We start from the raw sequence: 17,608 nt of genomic DNA, 5'->3' as shown, positions 1-17,608 counted from the left end.
TGTTCGTACTGTGAATCGCGCCCGCGCGACCACGGGCGATACGCCCTGTGGAGAGGGCGCTGGAGGACCGGAGCCCGCCGGTTGCTACGGGTTCTCGCCGGACTCCGGCTCGGGCATGCGGTAGCCTACGGCGCGCTCGGTGAGGATGTATGAGGGGTCCGCCGCGTCGTCCCCCAGCTTGTGGCGGAGCTTCCTCACGTACGTTCGGACGGGCCCCGGTTTGCCCCCGCCGCGCCGGTTCCACACCTGACGCAGCAGCGCCTCGTAGGTCACCACGCGTCCCGCGTTGCGCGAGAGGACGCTGAGCAGGTCGTACTCCTTGGCGGTCAGCTTGAGGGTGCAGCCCGCCAGGGTCACCCGCCGGCGGTCGTACGAGATTCGGAGGTCGCCGAGAACGAAGGCCTCGGGCTCGGCCTGCCGCCGGAGCGCCGCGCGCACCCGCGCCGTCAGTTCGGTGGGGGAAAACGGCTTGACGATGTAGTCGGCCGCCCCGAGTTCGAGCGCCTTGGCGATGGTCTCGTCGTTGCCGTAGCCGGATATGAAGATCACGGGCAGGTCGGAGAGTTCGGGCATGCGCTTCATTAGTTCGATGCCGTCCGTGCCGGGAAGGATCAGGTCGAGAAGGACGAGATCGGGCCTCTCGGTCTCGAGCAGGTGCGACAGTTCGCGCGGGTCGGCTGTTGCGAGCGGCGTGAAGCCCGCCGCGCCGAGCGCGTCGCGGACGAAGCGCAGCATCTGCGGATCGTCGTCGACCACGAGGACGCGGGCGCGGCCGTCCGGGGTGGCCCGCACGCCGCCACCCGCGTGGACGGCCTCGACCGTGCCCGCGGCCACCGGAAGCGTGAAGGTGAAGCGCGCGCCGAGACCCGGCCCTCCGCTCTCCGCCCTGATGCGGCCGCCGTGCGCCTCGACGAGACCCTTGCAGATCGCCAGTCCAAGCCCGGTGCCTCCCATGAGGCCGGGGCGCTTCCGGAAGAGGTGCGGCAACTCGTCGGGTGCGATCCCGCGCCCCTCGTCGCTGACCGAAATCGCGACGTGCATGCCCTCGCGCGCCGCCTCGACCCGGATCGGCGATGTCTCGGGCGCGTGGCGGGCCGCGTTCGAGAACAGGTTGTTCAGCACCTGCTCGATGCGCCCGCGGTCGGCCATCGCGCCGGGAAGGTCGGGCGGCAGGTCGACGAGCACGGGGTGCCGGCTCCCGCCGCTCAGGAAGGTCGTGCGGGCCCGGTCCACGAGCGCCGCCACGCTTGTGGGCTCGGGCGCCACGGTGAGCGTGCCCGCCTCGATGCTCCCCGCGTCCAGCAGGTTCGCGACCAGGCCCCGCATGTGGTTCGCCTGCCCGTTGATGAGGCGGAAGAACTGGACCATCTCCGCCCGGGACGCGGGTGGCGAGGCCTCGAGCACGGTCCCGGCCGAGCCCTTGATCGAGGCGAGCGGAGCGCGCAACTCGTGGCTCACCATCCTCAGGAAGTCCGCCCGCTGACGCTCCAGTTCCTCGAACGGAGCCAGGTCCTGCATCGTGACGACGACGGAGACGGCCTCGCCGGAGTCTTCGGCATGGAGCGGCGTCACGTTGATCAGCAGCCGCACGCTCCGGCCGTCGGGCACCGAGAGTTCGATCTCTTCGGCCCGCATCCCCGTGGCGTTCTTCAGGTGCTCGGCCAGCGGAAAGTCCGCCAGCGAGAACTCGCGCCCGTCCTCACGTCGGCACGTCAGCACCTCCAATAGCTGCTCCGGCGGGGAGCCCGGCGTGCGGATCGCCTCGGCCATGCGGTGCGCCTCGCGGTTGATCGACGCAATCCGACCGGTGCCGGGGTCGAACACCGCCACGCCAAACGGCGAGGTCTCGACCAGGGCCTCCAGGTCCGCCCGTGCGCGTTGCACGTCGCGGTGCGTGCGCGCGTTGGCGATCGCAGCCGCGGCCTGCGAAGCGAACAGCACCATGATCTCCTCCGTCCTCGCCCGTGTACGTCTCGTCGTTCTCCTTGTCGCCGAGAAAGAAATGGCCGAGATGCTCGCCTCGGTGGTGCATCGGTGCGCCCTGCATCGTCTTCGTGAACCACGGGGCCACGGGCAGGTCCAGAGAGGTCAGGTAGGCGGGAACATCCGCTTGGCGGAACGGTTCGGAAAGGTCTCGGAGATGCTCGAAGAACCGGGGGCCTTCGGGCCACGTCACCAGCTCCTGGAGCACTTCGGGCGTGAAACCGGAGCTCAGGAAGTCCACGAGCCGGCCGCGTCCGTCGATCGTCGTGATGATGCCCTTGCGGCTGCCGGTCAGCGCCCGCGCGCCATCGATGACCTCCTGGAGCACCGTGTCCAGATCGAGGCTCGAGCTGATGCGCAGCACCGCACCGCTCAGCCGGGCGAAGCGGTCCTTGAGCGCCCGGTTCTCGCGCCTCAGCTCTTCGACGTGGGTCATGCGTCTTATCTGCGGAAAATGGTGGAGTCTGCATGAATACATCTTTCCGACACAAAAATAGCGCCGTCGTGCACGTTCCGTCTACGCAAAACGCCTTATCTTCCGAAGAGATGTTCTGCTCTGACGGCAGGTCGCCTTGTACTGGCCTGACACCTCCAGGACCAGCGAGACGATGACCGCAACGGCGATAGAGGAGGAGGGCGTGCGCGGATTACACCGCTGGGGTCGGGGCGACGTACCCCCCCGTCCTGGAGCGGTGGCGTCACTGGTCGTCCTTTCGGCAGTGGCCTGCGGGGGCGAGGAGCCGGTCGCGCCTCCGCCCCCGCCGCCGCCTGCTCCCGTGCCAACCACGATCACGGTGGTGCCCGCTTCGGCGACCCTGTACTCGATCGGAGTCGAGACCGGCCTCCACGCGACGGTGCGTGACCAGAACGACCAGGTCGTTCATCGCCAGACCATCTCCTGGTCATCGGGTGATCCCTCCGTTGCAACGGTGGACGACCAGGGACGCGTCACGTCGACCGGAGAGGGATCGGTCGAGATCACGGCCGCATTGGCCGGCGTCGAGGGCGGTCCTCAGGGGACGGCGGAGATCGTCGTCGACATGACGATGACCCGAACCCTCGTCGCGCTCCACGCGGAGACCGGCGGTACGGACTGGATCAACGCGGAGAACTGGTTGACCGGTCGCCCGCTACGCACCTGGTACGGTGTGGAGACGGACCTTGTGGGGCGGGTCACGAGGCTGAACCTGGCGGAGAACGGTCTGAAGGGTCTCATTCCGCCCGCCCTGAAAGACCTGGAGCGCCTCGAGCGCCTCGACCTTTCGGGCAATGCCCTCAGCGGCCCGATACCGCCCGAGTTGGGCACGCTGTGGAGCCTTCGGGCACTGGATCTGCACGGGAACACTCTGAATGGCTCGATTCCGTCCGAACTGGGAGGTCTCGACAGCCTCCAGACCCTGGATCTTCAGCAAAACGCACTCGGGGGTTCGATTCCAGCCGAAGTCGGAGGCCTGGGCAGCCTTCAATCACTGGAACTCCAGGAGAACGAACTACGCGGTTCGATCCCGTCCGAACTCGGAAACCTCCATGGCCTTCAGTCGCTGCACGTCCAGGAGAATGAACTCACCGGTCGGATTCCACCCAAACTCGGAGATCTCGAGAGCCTCGAATCGCTGGACCTGCATGACAATCCACTGAGCGGTCCGATCCCGCTTCAGTTCATCGATCTGTCGCTCGCGCGCTTCAACTGGTCGTCCACCGACCTTTGCGCTCCTCCGGATCCGGTCTTCCAGGCGTGGCTGCGCTCGATCGCGGAACATTCTCGAGGTGCGGCCGGCGGCAGCGGAACCGGGAACTGTCGGGGCTCACCCGTACTGGCAGTGCATGGTGCTCACCTGACTCAGGCCGCACAGAACTTCGAGGGCGACGTCCCCCTCATCGCGGGACGACCGGCGCTGCTCAGGGTCTTCGTTACCGCCGACTCCGCGAACACCTACCGGCCTCGCGCATGGGCGGCCTTCGAGGTGGATGGATCGGAAGCGCACAGAGTCGAGATGGAGTTCCCATCGGGCGGACTTCCGGAGCTTGTGGACTCCGAGAAACCGGACCGGTCCTTCCGCGCGGTCGTGCCCGGCGATGTGCTGCGGCCAGGAGTTCGGATGGTGGTTCAGATCGATCCCGACAGCGTCGTGCCGAGGGCGGCGGGCAGGCTCGATCGCCTGCCGGAGCGGGGTGACCTGCGGCTCGACGTGCGGCCGATGCCGAGCCTGCATCTGACGATCGTGCCGGTGCTGTTCGGACCTGCGCCCGACAGCAGCGCGCTGGAGTGGGCCTCGGCGCTCGAACCCGACGACCCGAGCATCGAATTCGTGACGAACATTCTGCCGGTCGGTGATCTCGGTCTCGAAGTCGCCCCGACCTTCCACACATCTACCGAGATACGGCCCGTCTGGACGGGGGCCGGATACGAGGGCATGGCGGAGATACTCCAGGAAATCAGGCTCGTCCAAACCAGCGCCGGGGCCCTGGACGAGTACTGGTACGCGGTGGTGGCCGCGGATCGAGGTGGGATTGGATTGATTGGGGCTCGGACCAGCCTCGGTGTGTCGAACGCCGCGACCATGGCCCACGAACTCGGGCACAACATGGGCCTGGCACACGCGCCGTGCGGGGATCCGCGCGGCGTGGATCGCCGTTATCCGTACGAGGGCGGCAACATAGGCGTGCCGGGTTATGACTTCCGCAGCGACGAATTCGTCGCCTCATCCACTCCCGACCTCATGACGTACTGTGGGCCCCAGTGGATCAGCGACTATCATTTCGACAAGGCGCTGGAGCACCGCTTCGAGAACGACGCGGCTCCCGGACGCGACGCTGCGGTCACCGGGGACATTCGGGGCGCGCAACTGTTGCTGTGGGGCCGCGTGAGTCCGGGCGGCAGACTGAAGCTCGATCCCGCTTTCGTGCTCGACGCCTCGCCGAGGCTTCCGGCTTCGGGCGGGCCTTACCGGGTGGAGGGTTCCGGGGCGAACGGCGAGAGCTTGTTCCGGTTGAACTTCGACCTGGAGCGGGTTGACCACGGCGGGGGCAGCTTCCTTTTCGCGATCCCGTTCGACGACCGCTGGACGCACTCGCTCGACCGGATCGTCCTCTCGGGGCCGGAAGGCGCCGCCGTGCTGGATGGCGGGAGCGACGCTCCGATGGCGCTCGTGACGGATCGAGCCACGGGGCGAATCAGGGCGATCCTCCGCGGGGAAGACGCCGTGCGGGATGCCGTCACGTCCCTCGGCACGGCGGTCGGATCGACGTATGCAACGGACATTCTGGTCAGCCGCGGCCTGCCCGGAAGCGCGCGCCGCAAGGCTCCGACACCGTGATCGGCTGAGAGAACGGCCCCTCCATCGAACGTGAAGTGTGACCGGTGCGCCGTGGTGACACGCGGTCTCAACCTGATGATGCGCCGTTGAGACCGCGGCGGACCTTGGTGTTGCGAGGGGCCAGGCTCCGTGGGCATCCACCTCGCCAGGCGATGTCGCATGGAGCCACGCACGGCGAGTTAGCGTCCGAACGCCTGGCGTAGTACGGTGTTATCAGTCGCAGAAAGGAAGGACACGTGGCACGCATCAACCAAAAAACGTTGCTGAGTTGGGCGTCCTTCGGGGTGTCCTTCGTCATGCTTGTTATCATGCTAGCCAGCGGGCTGTTCTCGTTCTCGGGCCGTATGGGAACGGTGGAAGGCAAGATCGAATCCCTGGAGGCCAACATGTCGGATGGATTTGACCGGCTCAACGCCCGTTTGATCAGCATTGAGGAAGCGCTCCGTGAAGTGCCACCGGTCTCACGCGTTCCCGCGGGAACGTCCCGGCGGCTGACGACGGAGGACGTTTCCGACCGTCGCCGTCGACTTCTCCCTTAGTTCGAAGCCATGACATCCCGACCGTCTTCCTCCGCTCTCCTCCTGTGCGGTCTGCTCCTCACGGCCTGCGAGGTTCCGCCGCCGGAATCCGGCGATGTCGCGGCTGCGGATGCGCCGGCGGACCCGACCGACCCTGTGACGGACGCCGCGGGCGACACTGTCCCCGAGCGGGAGCCGCTCCCGCCCGACTCGGCCATCATCCGGCTCGACGCGAGCGATCCCAACCTCGCGGTGTGGCAGGACCGGGACATCTCCGGGGATCCTCCGCGGGAACCCGGACCCATCGAGGTCGGGTCCGTCCTCACCTTCTTCGGGCTGCCGATCGCGCGCACGCCCGAGGATCTCGTCGCGGGCGAGGTCGAAGTCGCCTTCATGGGGGCGCCGGTCGACATGGGCGTCGGGTACCGCGGGGCGGGTGAGGGGCCGACCGCGCTCCGTGCCATGCGGCGCAGCGTGGGCAGCATGGAGACGATGATCTCGTGGCGGAGCGAACTCACGGCGGTCGATTACGGCAACGCGCCGATCGACAACCTGAGCGTGGAGCGCAGCATGCCGCCGATCCGCCGGATGGTGCGAGAGATCGCGGAGACCGGCGCCATCCCCGTGATCATCGGGGGAGACCACTCGATCGAGTTCGCCAACGTGGCGGGCCTCGCGGACGTGTACGGCAAGGAGAACGTCGGCGTCATCCACTTCGACGCGCACTACGACGCGGGGGACGCCCGGCACGGCCACCTGATCTCGCACGCGCAGCCGGTGCGACGCCTCATCGATGACGGCCACATCCTCGGCCGGAACTTCATCCAGGTGGGGCTGCGGGGCAGTTGGCCGGGGCCGTCAGGGTTCGAGTGGATGCGGGCGAACGACATGCGGTACCACACGATGGCCGAGATCGACCGGGACGGCTGGACGAACGTCATGACGGAAGTCCTCGACCAGGCGAACGAAGGCCCCGAGTACCTGCACATCTCCTTCGACATCGACGTCATGGACCCGGCCTACACCTCGGGCACGGGGACGCCGGTGCCGGGAGGCCTGACGCCCCGGGAGGTGTTCTACATGGTCCGCGGGCTCTGCTCGGAGAACAACGTGGTGGGCTTCGACCTGGTCGAACTCAATCCGCTCGTCGACCCGGGCTACACGACCATGCTCAACGCCAAGAAGATTGTGGACGAGTGCATGACCGGCATCGCCCTCCGGAAGCTCGGCCTCGGCAACCGCGACTACCTGAGCCCCCTCACCCGAGACGACGGCCGCCGCTAGCGCCGGCTCCGACAGCCGGGAACGGGACGGCTAGGCGCGGAGTTTGCGGGAGCCGAGCCAGATGCCGACGACGCCGATCACCGGGTTGAGCCAGGTCAGCCATGTCGGCTGGTTGGCGCTCATGGTCGCCTCCAGCATCCCCACATCGTCGGGGCGGGGTCCCGTCGCCGCCTCCACCGGGATCAGGATCGACACGACCCCGAGCACGACCAGGATGCCGATCAGGATCAGAGCGCCCTTGGCATCGTGCGCCATGCGCGCGCAGACCCGTCCGCCGATGTACGCCCCCACGAACCCGATCGCGATCGAGCCGAGTATCCAGCCGCTGGCGACCTCCCACGTACCCGGCTGGAAGGAGCGCGAGGCGCCCAGCACCAGCCACAGAAGCGACGAGAGTGCGAAGAGCACGGCGACGATCGCGATGTAGCCGACGATGGCGGCGAGGATGTTCCTGAGCATCATGTTCCTCCCTGCTGTTTCTCTTCCAGAATCTGGATCAGGCTGCCGCATGTATCGTCGAAGACGGCGGTGATGACGGTCCCCAGGTCCTTCGGCGGCTGCACGAACTTCACGCCCTTCGCCACGAGACGCTCGTGCTCGGCTTCGACATCATCGACCGCGAAGGAGGCGCTCGGAATCCCATCCTCCATGAGCGCCTCCTTGAACGTACGGGCGGCACGGTGGGCGTCGGGCTCGAGCAGCAACTCCGTCCCATCGGGATCTTCCGCGGATACCACGGTGATCCACGCGTACTCCCCCATGGGGATGTTGTGCTTCACCTGAAACCCGAGGATGTCCGTGTAGAAACGAAGCGCCTTCTGCTGGTCGTTCACGACGACGCTGGTCAGATGGATTCTCATCCCTCGCTGCCCTCATCCATTGAATGTGAAGTGGTCAAGGCCCGGTTTGGCGCCGGTGGTGGGCGGTCTGGAGCTGGGTGACGGCGGTGATGATGGCCACGAGGACGAACGCCAGCGGAATGTCCAGCAGGTTCGCGACCAGAGCCGTGGCCATCTCCACGGTCTCCGTGCCCGCCTCGTCCAGAACCTCGAACGCCACTGCATCCACGACGCCCAGGCCCCAGAACGGCACGATCCACAGGCCCCACCACCAGCGCAGCAGGGGCGATACCGGCGTCGCGCCCCAGTCGGAAGGGCTCACGGAGGCGCGCCAGATCTCCGTCATCGCCTGATACGGCTTCCAGAACCACGCGATCGGGATGAAATACCAGCCGACGGCCCATCCCGGCGTGAAGCGCATGTCGGCCGCGCCCAACTGCCTGGCGTTGTGATTGGCGCGATAGATCCAGGAAAGCACGAGGATGACGGTGCCGAGCGCGATCGTGACTTGCGCCAGGATCCAGATGATCCCGAAGGGCGTCCAGCCTTCCAGCGATCCCGCCCCTCCGTACAGCCCCAGTTCGCCGGCCATCTCCCATGCCGACACGATCGCCACCACGACGCCTGCGTAGAGAAAGATCCTTGTCCACTTCGCGAGCGCGGTCGGGTCCTGGAAGCCGGCTTCGGAGCCCGTCGCTTCACCCTTCGCTTCACCCGTCGCCGGGTTGGCGTCGTCCATGTTCTCTCTCCCGGAAGAAGGTCTCGCGCGGAGTCAACCTGCGGGCGGCGTGTACCTCCCGTCGATGGCGGTCCAGCCGCCGTCGGCGAACAGGACGGTGCCGGTCACGTAGCTGGCGGCGTCGGAGGCGAGGAAGACGGTCGGGCCGGCCATCTCCGTGGCGCTGCCCCAGCGGTTCATGATGTTGCGCGCGGCGTAGGCGCCGTACCAGTCCGGCTTGCTCTTGATCGGGGCGGTGAGCGGCGTGTCGATGACGCCCGGCGCCACCGCGTTGACCCGCACCCCGCTGGGCCCGAGTTCGGCCGCGGCGGTGCGCACCATCTGCACGATCCCCGCCTTGGTGGCGGCGTACATGCTCTGCCCCGGCTCGACCACCACCGACCGGATCGAACTGAAGAGGATGATGGACCCTGACCCCTGCGCGGTCATGATCCGTCCGGCGGACTGAATGACGTGCGCGCCGCCCTTGAGGTTGAGGCCCAGGACGCGGTCGATCTCCTCGTCGGTGTAGTCGAGGAGCGGCTTGCGCACGTTCACGCCGGGGGTGCAGACGACGACGTCGAGGGACCCGCGGGCCGCCGCGATCTCCTCGAACGCGCGGGTGATGGCGGCGCCGTCCAGGATGTTCAGGTGGGCGGAGTCGGCCTCGCCTCCCGCCGCGCGGATGGTCGCCGCGGTGTCGGCGGCGGCGTCCGCGTCGATGTCGAGGCAGGACACGCGCGCGCCCGCCTCGGCGCACCCGATCGCGACGGCTTCGCCGATGCCGGAGCCGCCTCCGACGACCGCGGCCGTGCGTCCTTCGAGGCTGAACATGTGGGTCATGGAGATTTCTCGGGCAGGGCTTTCGCGTGGTGTGAAGGGTTTCGTGTGGTGCAAGGCGCGACACAATGTAGGGACCGCACACGCCGGGCAACTCGGCCCGCGCGTCCCCCGGACCGGAGATCCGCATGCACCCTGCCAGCCCGCCGACCGCCCTTCGCCAGGCGGACCGCGTCCTCGCCGAAGTGGAGGCCGCGCGCGACGAGATCGTGGCCTTCACGGCGGAGATGATCCGGATCCCCACCGTGAATCCCCCGGGGGATTGCTACCGGGAGTGCGCCGAATTCATCGGTCGGCGGCTGGAGACGGCGGGCCTGGCGGTCGAGTACGTGGAGGCGGAGGGGCGCCCGGAGCACACCGCCGCGCACCCGCGGGTGAACGCCGTGGGGCGGGGGGACGCCGGCCCGGGACGCCCGCGGCTGCACCTGAACGGCCACTTCGACGTGGTCCCGCCGGGCGAGGAATGGACGGTCGACCCGTTCGCGGGCACGGTGCGCGACGGGCGCATCTACGGGCGGGGCGCGTCGGATATGAAATCCGGGATCGCCGCCGCGGTGTTCGCGGTCGAGGCGCTGCGGCGGGCCGGGGTCGAACTCGACGGCGCCGTGGACATCAGCGCCACCGTCGACGAGGAGAGCGGCGGCTTCGCCGGCGTCGCGCACCTGTGCGAGGCGGGGATCATCTCGAGCGACGACACCCGGTACGCGATCATCCCCGAGCCCTTCGGACCCGCGCGCGTCTGCCTGGGGCACCGGGGCGTCTACTGGTTCGACGTCGTTGCGCACGGCCACGCGGCCCACGGCAGCATGAGCCACCTCGGCCGCAGCGCCATCGACGACATGGGCACCCTGCTGGAAGCCTTCCGCACCCGGCTCGCCCCCACGCTCGCGGCGCGGCTTTCCGCGCTGCCCGTCGTGCCGGCGCCCTCCCGGCGTCCCTCGCTCAACGTGAACGCGATCACCGGCGGCCAGGCCGGCGAAGCGACCCAGTCGCCCTGCGTGGCCGACCGCTGCGTGGCCACCTTCGACCGCCGTTTCATCCCCGAGGAATCCTTCGAGGAGGTGCGCGCCGAGATCGAGCGCCTGGTCGCGTCGGTGGAGAGCGACGACCCGGACCGCCGATTCACCATCGAGGAGCGCATGGTCGTGCACCCGACCTCCGCCCCGCCCGGTTCACCGCTCGTGGCCGCCCTCTCCCGCGCGGTGGAAACGGCCGTCGGCCGTCCCCCGGAACTCGTGGCGAGCCCCGGCACCTACGACCAGAAGCACTTCGCCCGCATCGCCGGCATCGAGCACTGCGTCGCCTACGGCCCCGGCCCCCTCGAGGAGGCCCACCAGCCCGACGAGTCCTGCGCGATCGACGACCTCGTCGCGTGCACGCAGGCCCTCGCGCTCACGGCCCTCGAACTGCTCGGCCCGGCGTAGGGCCGCCTAACACCGCCGAAGCGGACCTAGCCGGTCACGAGGATTGAGAGAATGGACGCGGGGATCAGCGCCATCGAGTAGAGCACGTACACCCCGACCGACTTCACCACGGACAGGACCCACCCGTTCTCGTAGTAGCGTCGGAGAGCAACGACGAAATAGGGGTAGGGAACCAGCAGACAACCCACGCGGACCCAGAGCCCGGGCCCCGAGTCGGGGAGCAGAAGGGCGACCGCGTAGATGAGAAACGTGAACGTCTGGACATGGATGGCGAAGACCAGGTGCTCTACGTAGAAGCGCTTCTTCCGAAAATGAAAGACGGCGAGGATCAGCCCGAGGAACGGAAGCAGGCAGAACATCGCGATCGGCATGTTCGCGAGGAAACGCCGGGGCATGATCGAGGGATCGTGAACGATGTCGACGATCGCCAGCACGAAGAACCTCAGGGTCCAGTGCCGCTCCTCGAGGTTCCCCGCCTGGGCCAGGGTAAGAAGAGCTTGCCGGGAATTGCCTTCCGGCCGCGCGAGAATGTCGTCGGCCTTCCTCCGTTGCTCCGGGGGTAGCGCCGCCATGAAGGCCGCGAGGCGCTCTTCCGTCGGGAGCTGGTCTGCGACGTTTTCCGGGTCCTCCTCGGAGGCGCCTGTCACGACCACTTCGCCGGAGTCCGCCACGGCCACTTCGCCGGAGTCCGCCACGGCCGCTTCGCCGAAGTCCGCCACGGCCGCTTCGCCGAAGTCTCCCCGCAGCGACAGCAGGAGGAAGAAGATGAAGCTGGCGAAGATGTAGAGCCGGACGGGCGACACGAAGCCGGCGCGGCGGTTGCGCGAGAACTCCCGGGTGAGGCTTCCGGGCCGGAACATGAGAAGCTTCAGCGTGCGGAAGAGCCGGGAATCCACCTCGAACGTCTCCCGCACGAACTCGCCGGCCACGGACCGCAGCGCGCGGGCATAGTCCCGGTCGCTCTGCCCGCAGTGGGCGCAGAAGCTCTCCGGCCGGTCGCGCCCGCAGTTCGGGCAGGTGCGCGCCCCCGCGGGTGTCACGGCCGTCACGGCGTCACGGCTTCCCGGCCACGCGCTTCTTCTCCGCCTCCAGCGCGTCGAGCGCCACCCCTTCCGTGATCCACGCGGGGGCGGGCTCGCCCTTCAGGTAGTGCCCGAACCATTCGAGGATGCGCCGGTGGTAGTCCTTCTGATTCGCCTCCTCGCGGAACCCGTGGTCCTCGCCCTCATAGACCAGGAGCACCATCTGTTTCTCGGCCCTGCGGGCGAAGTTGAAGAACTCGGTCCCCTGGTCCCAGTCCACCACGCCGTCCTCGTCGCCGAACGCCATCAGCAGCGGCGTCTCCATGTTCTGCACCTCGTGGATGGGCGAATTCCGCCGGTGCGCCTCGGGATCCTCCCAGAACGGCACCTCCATGCGGGCCTGGCCGGTCTCCCAGTGGCTCACCTCGGCGATGCCCGGGTTCCAGTGCAACTGGCCCATGAAGCTCACGAAGTCGGTGAGCGGCGCGCCCGCCACGGACGCCGCGAAGATGTCGGTGCGCGTGGGCAGGAAGGTGGCCTGGTAGCCGCCCCACGAGTGCCCGATGAGGCCGACCGCGTCCGGGTCCGTCACCCCCATCTCGACCGCCTTCGCCACCGCCGCGCGCACGGACTCCAGCGCGCTCACGCCCGGATCGCGCGCCCGGTAGACGATGTCCGGCAGCAGCACCGCGTACCCGTGCTGATTCCAGACCGTGTAGTTGTAGTAGTCCCGCTCGCTGGGGACGCGGAAAAAGTGCATCTGCGGCGAGAGGATCTCGTACGTGTACACTATCGTGGGGACGGCGCGGCCCTCCTCGTGGTTCGCGGGGAGGAGGAGGACGAACTGGAGGTCGCGGCCCGACTCGCTCGTGAAGTCGACGAGTTCCGCCCGGCCCCACGCCACCTCGTCGAAGAAGGGATTGATCGCCGTCACCCGGACGGGGTCGGCGAGGTCCGGGCCCGCGACGAAGTAGTCCGGCGGGTCGTCGAAGCGCTCGGCGCGGTAGAACAGCACGTCGGCGCTGTCGGCGCGGGTGAGGCCGGCCAGGAACGCGTCCTCCAGGATCAGGCTCTCCGCCACAGGGGTCTCGGCCGGATTCCCGCCGCTCGCGCTGGCCCAGCCGGCGGCGAAGCGGGCGTAGCCGCGCTGCTCCGTCCCGTCGTTGTGGAGGGAGAGGTAGGGGCGCGAGTCGGGGTCGATGCCGGGCGCGTTGCCGGGCGCGTTGCCGGGCGCGTTGTCATCGGTGACGCGGGTCAGCCGGTGGACGATCCCCGTCTCGGCCCCGCGCGTCAGCCGCTCGCCTCCCGAGCCGTCGGGCGCGACGCGCCAGAGGTCGTGCTCGTCGTAGAGCAGGACGGCCTGGTCGCCGTCGAGCCAGCCGCCGGGACCGAAACCGTGCGGGGGAATGACGTCGGTGGGCGTGTCGTAGCCGGTGTCCGCGAACTCGGCGGCCAAGTCCGACGTCATGTCATGCCGTTCGCCCGTGGCGAGGTGGAGGCTGTGGTAGGCCGAGCCGTCCCACGAGAGCAGCCAGTCGCCGCCCGCGCTCGGCCACTCGTAGCGCACGCGGGTCAGGAGGCGGCGGCGCTCGCCGGTGTCCGCGTCGATCGCCCACACGTCGTGGTACGGACGGCCGAACTTCGCGCCCCACGGGTAGGGTTCGCTGATGTCCTCCAGGGCGTACTCCCAGCCTCCCAGGAGTTGCGCCCCGGCCATGAGGTCGGACCCGAGGACGACCACGCGGTCGTCGTCGAGGTGCCAGACCGCGAGCAGCGACCGCGCCGCGTCGCGGTTCTCCGAGACCCGCTGCTCCGGGAAGAGGCGAACGTCGCGCGTGTGCCAGATCTGCAGGCCGGGCAGGTCCGGCTCGGCATCGTCGCCCGCGTCGGCATCGTCGCTCTCGTCGGCGTCGTCGCCCGCTTCCGGCTCGGTCGGCCGGAGCCCCAGGGAGATCATGCGGCCGTCATCCGACCAGGCGGGGGCCCGGTGCCGGACGGCCTCGAGCGTCTCCGGGATGCCGGGCGCGTCCGCGCCGAGGACCATCGTCTCGACCCCCCGGTCCAAGCCGCGCCACGCCAGCACGTCGTAGGCCGTGCCGTCCTCGGAGGCCGCTTCGCGGGAGCGGAGGGCGGCCAGATCCGCCGAATCGTCCCGCCAGCGGAGGCTCCGGTAGGCGGAACCTGACGCGTCGGCCGAGCGCAGGATCCCGGCATCGGCGTCATACACCTGCACGCCGTTGCCCACATCGGCCCCCGTCGCGATGGCGAGCGCCAGCAGGGATCCGCCCGGACTCCAGGCCATCTCGCTCACGTTCCCGAAGGAGGTCTCCACCCCCGTCGCCAGCGTGACGATGCGAAGGTCGGCGCCCTTGCCCGCAGGCTCTTCCGGCGAATAGCCGCGCAACGCCACATATCGCCCGGAGGCGTCGAAGCGCCCTTCGGAGACCGCGTCGAACTCGCTGACCTCTCCCGTCTCCAGATCCATGACGGAGGCCTGCTCGCGGACCGGCTCGTCGCTCTCCGCCAGCCGCTCCCGTTCCTCCGGCGGCAGCCCGATGGTCCAGGCGAGCCAGCGCCCGTCGGGGGAGAACCGGGGATCCGACCCCCACGGGAAGACGCGGACCGAGTCCTCTTCATCCCCTTCATCCTCTTCGATCCTGCGCACGCGGAGTTCCGACGTCTCATCCACCCGCGTGACCTCGTAGGCGATCCAGTCGCCCAGCGGCGAAAACTCGACCCCGCCCAGCCGCTCCCAGCGGCCATAGTCGTCCGGCGTGACGAGCGGCCGCTCCTGGGCGGAAGCGGCGGACGGAAGGACGAACGAGAGACCGCCCAGCGCGGCGAGCGCGGCGAGCGTCGCAAGCGTCCGGAAACGGGAGGCGAGGGTCCAAGTCATCGCGCACTCCTGAAAATCACTGGGGCTCCAGCCGGTTTCGGTCGGAGGCCAACTCTTCCCTGGCCGAACGGCCCGCGGGTGCCTGCCTGACCGCTTTGTCCGCGGCATCGAGCCATGAGCGGAGCCAAACTCTGGAGTCATCGGGAATATCGATCGTTGTCTCCATGGGAAGCATGATAGCAATCGGCGCTTATGAACGCGTCAGCAGGACTGGGCTGCCATTATCCCGACCAGGGATCGATCACGTTTAGTCCCGTACCGTCGAAGTCCCTCACGTTGCGCGTGACCAGAGCGGCTCCGCGTGCGCGGGATATGGCGGCGATCTGGCAGTCGGCCTCGCCGATGGGTCGGCCCGCGTGGCGGCGTTCGGCGGCGATCTCCGCGTAGGCTCGGGCGGCAGCGCTGTCGAACGGGAGGATACGCTCTCTGAAGCCAAGATTGAGCCAGCGGGTCATGGCAGCTTCGAGCGCGTTCCGCCGCCTGCCGGCCGGCAGGATCGCGACACCGTAGAGCAGTTCCGCTTCGCTGACCGCCGTCAGGTACATGTCCTGCGCATCGTGCTCAGCAATCCATGCCGCTACTGCCGCCGTCGGTTCAGTGCGCATCAGTTCCGACGCGACATTCGTGTCTATTACGAACACGAGAGCCGCTCAGGAGAAGTCCGGAGGCGCACGCATCGGGCCGCGGGGGGGGAGTTCGAGTTCGACGCCGCCAAGGGACGCGAAGCACTCGCGGGTGAACGTCGCGAGGTTTCGCGGACCGGTGCGACGACCGGTGACGGCATCGCGCAGGATGACACGCACTTCCTCCTCCATCGAACGGTGATGCTCGGCGGCGCGTACGCGAAGGCGCGTCTTTATGTCGTCGTCAAGATTGCGGATCGTGATGCTCGCCATCGGCCGTGCCTCCTCGCGGTACGGGAATGGGTGGAGAAGCTACCGAATGATTGCAATGCAATCAAGCTCGAGAAGAGTTAGTTTCCTGAGCCATGAATGGGAACTACTGGGACACGCTGGCGCCGCATCATTGGCGCCTCGAGAACAACTACCTGGACGTGTCGAGCCTGGGTCGGATTGTCGGTGACATTCGCCAACCCGTTCTGATCATCGGTGCCGGGCAAGGGCTGATTGTCGAGGAGCTGCGGCGTCAGGGGCTACGCTGCGACGGCATCGATCTGAGCGCCAGGATGCTGGAGTACGCCAGGTCGCGAAGAGGTCTCACCCTTGTGCGCGCGAACGCGACCTCGATGCCGTTCGTCGATGGGGCCTATGAGACGGTCATCCTCGCGACCGGCGTCATCGACTTCATGGCCGATCTGCGGGACATCGAGGCGGTCATGCGCGAAGCGAACCGGATCGTTTCCGGGACGGGCAACGTCTTCGTCGCGTTCTACAGATTCAGTGCGGCCCAGGAGCGCTTCCTGACCTCGCTCGGACTCCTGCGCGAGGACACACTGCACATGCGGTCGTCATTGACGCTGCATCGCCTCGGCTTCGGCGCGACGGTGGCGTGGGTCGCGAAGATGGCCGGGGTCAGCACGTTCCAGGCCGTCCTGCTGTGCATCCGCACGGGCCTTGAATCGACGAAACAGGAACGCGCGGCCGCCCTCGCGATGCGGCGGCTGGTCGCTCAGTCCGGGGACCCCGATGCTTTCATCGAGGCGGCGCCGGAGACCCAACCGTACCGCGACAAGTCGGCGATCGCCCGTCTGCTCGACAGCATGTCGATGCGAATCGACGACTGGCAGGCATCAAGCAGCTGCCATCTGGTGCGGGTGTCGCAGCAAGGAGTTTGAAGGATGCCGGCCGGATCGGCGTGGCGCGGATACGATTCGTGAAGCGTTCGGGCGGCTTTCTGCGTAGGCAGGGGTCATGGGCAGGGTCATTGGAGGACGCGCGCGCGGGGTGACGGTCGAGGTTCCGGGCGTCGAGGTTCGGGGCGCCGACGTTCCGGGCGTCGAGGTTGCGGCCGGAGCGGGGGCGGCAGACCGGCGCGACGGGAGGCGACGGCGGCGGTGGGGTCGCCGGGTCGTGCGGTGGGGGGTGACGGCGGTCCTGCTTGCGGTGTTTCCCTTCATCCTCCTCGTTCGGGGGGGCGTCTTCGCCTACCAGCAATGGGGGCTCGGGGCGTGGTCCTCGCTGGCCGTTTCAGCGGCGGCGACCGCGCTGCTCCTGGCGTTCTATGCGTGGATCGCGAGTCGGCGCCTGGGGGCGGGGAAGCGGCTCCGGAAGTTCATGACCCGGGTCGCGGCGCTCGCGGCCGCCGGGTTCGTGCTCTACTCGCTGGTGGTCATCGCGGGCGGCAACGTGAAGTCGGAAGAGGTGCGGGCCGAGTACTCGCGCCTTCATCCCCTGCTGCGGATGGCCGTGTCGGTCTTCGTCCTGGTCGACGCCGACGCCGTGATCACGGACGCGGCGCGCACGCCCGAGTTCTACGCCCGCGCGGGGCTTCCGGCCAATGAGTCCTCCCTGCACTTCCGCCAGGCAGACGGGTTCGTGCATGCGCTGGATCTTCGCACGATCAACCGGCCCGAATGGCGGAACCTCGCAGCCGCACTCGCGTTCCGGGCGATGGGCTTTCGCACGCTCCGGCACGTGGGGACGGCCGACCATCTGCACGTGTCCCTGAGGCCGCCGGACTAGCTGGCGGCGACCCTCAGGCCGCCAACCTCAGGCCGCCGTCAGGCCGCTCTCAGGCCGCTCTCAGTGGGGCCTCGTCGTACTGTGCCCAGAGGACGAAGAGCGCCCAGTCGAGGTCCAGCGGATCG

General features: G+C 68.4%; 16 protein-coding genes. 7 read left to right on the top strand and 9 right to left on the bottom strand.

The features are described 5' to 3' along the window. Positions 1-84: 84 nt before the first annotated feature. Complete coding sequence (locus tag RN743_RS09400) at positions 85-1,944, bottom strand: response regulator (protein ID WP_310779385.1); 1,860 nt, start codon at positions 1,942-1,944, stop codon at positions 85-87. Here RN743_RS09400 and RN743_RS09395 point away from each other — a divergent pair. The 4 genes from RN743_RS09395 to RN743_RS09380 all read left to right on the top strand — a co-directional run bounded on the left by RN743_RS09395 (position 1,943) and on the right by RN743_RS09380 (position 7,102). Beyond that, the gene (locus RN743_RS09395) at positions 1,943-2,455 is read left to right on the top strand and encodes a hypothetical protein (protein ID WP_310779382.1); all 513 of its coding nucleotides are present in this window, start codon (positions 1,943-1,945) and stop codon (positions 2,453-2,455) included. The genes RN743_RS09400 and RN743_RS09395 overlap by 2 nt on opposite strands. Positions 2,456-2,675: 220 nt before the next feature. Beyond that, the gene (locus RN743_RS09390) at positions 2,676-5,300 is read left to right on the top strand and encodes a M66 family metalloprotease (RefSeq protein ID WP_310779379.1); all 2,625 of its coding nucleotides are present in this window, start codon (positions 2,676-2,678) and stop codon (positions 5,298-5,300) included. 236 nt (positions 5,301-5,536) lie between these two features. Further along, entirely contained in the window at positions 5,537-5,839 is a 303-nt protein-coding gene (locus tag RN743_RS09385) for a hypothetical protein (protein ID WP_310779376.1), read from the top strand. 9 nt (positions 5,840-5,848) lie between these two features. Then, complete coding sequence (locus RN743_RS09380) at positions 5,849-7,102, top strand: agmatinase family protein (protein ID WP_310779373.1); 1,254 nt, start codon at positions 5,849-5,851, stop codon at positions 7,100-7,102. 30 nt (positions 7,103-7,132) lie between these two features. Here RN743_RS09380 and RN743_RS09375 read toward each other — a convergent pair whose 3' ends face one another. The 4 genes from RN743_RS09375 to RN743_RS09360 are packed head-to-tail and all read right to left on the bottom strand — an operon-like array spanning position 7,133 to position 9,502. Next, on the bottom strand, positions 7,133-7,564 hold the full coding sequence (locus RN743_RS09375; RefSeq protein WP_310779370.1) for a hypothetical protein: 432 nt from the start codon (positions 7,562-7,564) through the stop codon (positions 7,133-7,135). After that, complete coding sequence (locus RN743_RS09370) at positions 7,561-7,962, bottom strand: VOC family protein (RefSeq protein WP_310779368.1); 402 nt, start codon at positions 7,960-7,962, stop codon at positions 7,561-7,563. Before RN743_RS09370 ends, RN743_RS09375 begins: the two co-directional genes overlap by 4 nt. A 34-nt stretch (positions 7,963-7,996) precedes the next feature. Beyond that, positions 7,997-8,680, bottom strand: coding sequence for a DUF4328 domain-containing protein (locus tag RN743_RS09365; RefSeq protein WP_310779365.1), 684 nt, complete (start codon positions 8,678-8,680; stop codon positions 7,997-7,999). Between the two features lie 33 nt (positions 8,681-8,713). Then, the gene (locus RN743_RS09360) at positions 8,714-9,502 is read right to left on the bottom strand and encodes an SDR family oxidoreductase (RefSeq protein ID WP_310779362.1); all 789 of its coding nucleotides are present in this window, start codon (positions 9,500-9,502) and stop codon (positions 8,714-8,716) included. A gap of 125 nt (positions 9,503-9,627) precedes the next feature. On the opposite strand from RN743_RS09360, the gene RN743_RS09355 reads away from it, so the two are divergent. Beyond that, positions 9,628-10,923 carry an acetylornithine deacetylase/succinyl-diaminopimelate desuccinylase family protein gene (locus RN743_RS09355; protein ID WP_310779358.1) on the top strand — a complete coding sequence of 432 codons (1,296 nt, stop codon included), beginning with the start codon at positions 9,628-9,630 and terminating at the stop codon, positions 10,921-10,923. 26 nt (positions 10,924-10,949) lie between these two features. On the opposite strand, the gene RN743_RS09350 is transcribed toward RN743_RS09355, so the two are convergent. The 4 genes from RN743_RS09350 to RN743_RS09335 all read right to left on the bottom strand — a co-directional run bounded on the left by RN743_RS09350 (position 10,950) and on the right by RN743_RS09335 (position 15,737). Beyond that, positions 10,950-11,972 (bottom strand): DUF3667 domain-containing protein, encoded by a 1,023-nt coding sequence (locus RN743_RS09350; RefSeq protein ID WP_310779355.1) that lies wholly within the window; start codon positions 11,970-11,972, stop codon positions 10,950-10,952. Positions 11,973-11,976: 4 nt separating this feature from the next. Further along, a complete protein-coding gene (locus tag RN743_RS09345; RefSeq protein WP_310779352.1) occupies positions 11,977-14,841 on the bottom strand; it encodes a YqiA/YcfP family alpha/beta fold hydrolase in 2,865 nt (954 codons plus the stop codon). Between the two features lie 221 nt (positions 14,842-15,062). Beyond that, positions 15,063-15,482 carry a type II toxin-antitoxin system VapC family toxin gene (locus RN743_RS09340; protein WP_310779348.1) on the bottom strand — a complete coding sequence of 140 codons (420 nt, stop codon included), beginning with the start codon at positions 15,480-15,482 and terminating at the stop codon, positions 15,063-15,065. Between the two features lie 9 nt (positions 15,483-15,491). Next, positions 15,492-15,737 (bottom strand): hypothetical protein, encoded by a 246-nt coding sequence (locus RN743_RS09335; RefSeq protein WP_310779345.1) that lies wholly within the window; start codon positions 15,735-15,737, stop codon positions 15,492-15,494. Between the two features lie 92 nt (positions 15,738-15,829). Between RN743_RS09335 and RN743_RS09330 the strand changes: the two genes are divergently transcribed. Both RN743_RS09330 and RN743_RS09325 read left to right on the top strand, forming a co-directional pair. Next, the gene (locus tag RN743_RS09330; RefSeq protein ID WP_310779342.1) at positions 15,830-16,636 is read left to right on the top strand and encodes a class I SAM-dependent methyltransferase; all 807 of its coding nucleotides are present in this window, start codon (positions 15,830-15,832) and stop codon (positions 16,634-16,636) included. Between the two features lie 76 nt (positions 16,637-16,712). Further along, the gene (locus RN743_RS09325; protein ID WP_310779339.1) at positions 16,713-17,483 is read left to right on the top strand and encodes a hypothetical protein; all 771 of its coding nucleotides are present in this window, start codon (positions 16,713-16,715) and stop codon (positions 17,481-17,483) included. Positions 17,484-17,608: the final 125 nt, after the last annotated feature.

The organism is Candidatus Palauibacter scopulicola (assembly GCF_947581915.1).
Taxonomy (GTDB): Bacteria; Gemmatimonadota; Gemmatimonadetes; order Palauibacterales; family Palauibacteraceae; genus Palauibacter; species Palauibacter scopulicola.
This window is presented reverse-complemented; position numbering and strand designations above follow the sequence as displayed.

Excerpts from the sequence above, each read along its gene's own strand:
- RN743_RS09395 (WP_310779382.1), top strand. The coding sequence starts at position 1,943 with ATGATCTCCTCCGTCCTCGCCCGTGTACGTCTCGTCGTTCTCCTTGTC.
- RN743_RS09400 (WP_310779385.1), bottom strand. The coding sequence starts at position 1,944 with ATGGTGCTGTTCGCTTCGCAGGCCGCGGCTGCGATCGCCAACGCGCGC.
- RN743_RS09380 (WP_310779373.1), top strand. The coding sequence starts at position 5,849 with ATGACATCCCGACCGTCTTCCTCCGCTCTCCTCCTGTGCGGTCTGCTC.
- RN743_RS09375 (WP_310779370.1), bottom strand. The coding sequence starts at position 7,564 with ATGATGCTCAGGAACATCCTCGCCGCCATCGTCGGCTACATCGCGATC.
- RN743_RS09370 (WP_310779368.1), bottom strand. The coding sequence starts at position 7,962 with ATGAGAATCCATCTGACCAGCGTCGTCGTGAACGACCAGCAGAAGGCG.
- RN743_RS09365 (WP_310779365.1), bottom strand. The coding sequence starts at position 8,680 with ATGGACGACGCCAACCCGGCGACGGGTGAAGCGAAGGGTGAAGCGACG.
- RN743_RS09360 (WP_310779362.1), bottom strand. The coding sequence starts at position 9,502 with ATGACCCACATGTTCAGCCTCGAAGGACGCACGGCCGCGGTCGTCGGA.
- RN743_RS09355 (WP_310779358.1), top strand. The coding sequence starts at position 9,628 with ATGCACCCTGCCAGCCCGCCGACCGCCCTTCGCCAGGCGGACCGCGTC.
- RN743_RS09345 (WP_310779352.1), bottom strand. The coding sequence starts at position 14,841 with ATGACTTGGACCCTCGCCTCCCGTTTCCGGACGCTTGCGACGCTCGCC.
- RN743_RS09335 (WP_310779345.1), bottom strand. The coding sequence starts at position 15,737 with ATGGCGAGCATCACGATCCGCAATCTTGACGACGACATAAAGACGCGC.
- RN743_RS09330 (WP_310779342.1), top strand. The coding sequence starts at position 15,830 with ATGAATGGGAACTACTGGGACACGCTGGCGCCGCATCATTGGCGCCTC.
- RN743_RS09325 (WP_310779339.1), top strand. The coding sequence starts at position 16,713 with ATGGGCAGGGTCATTGGAGGACGCGCGCGCGGGGTGACGGTCGAGGTT.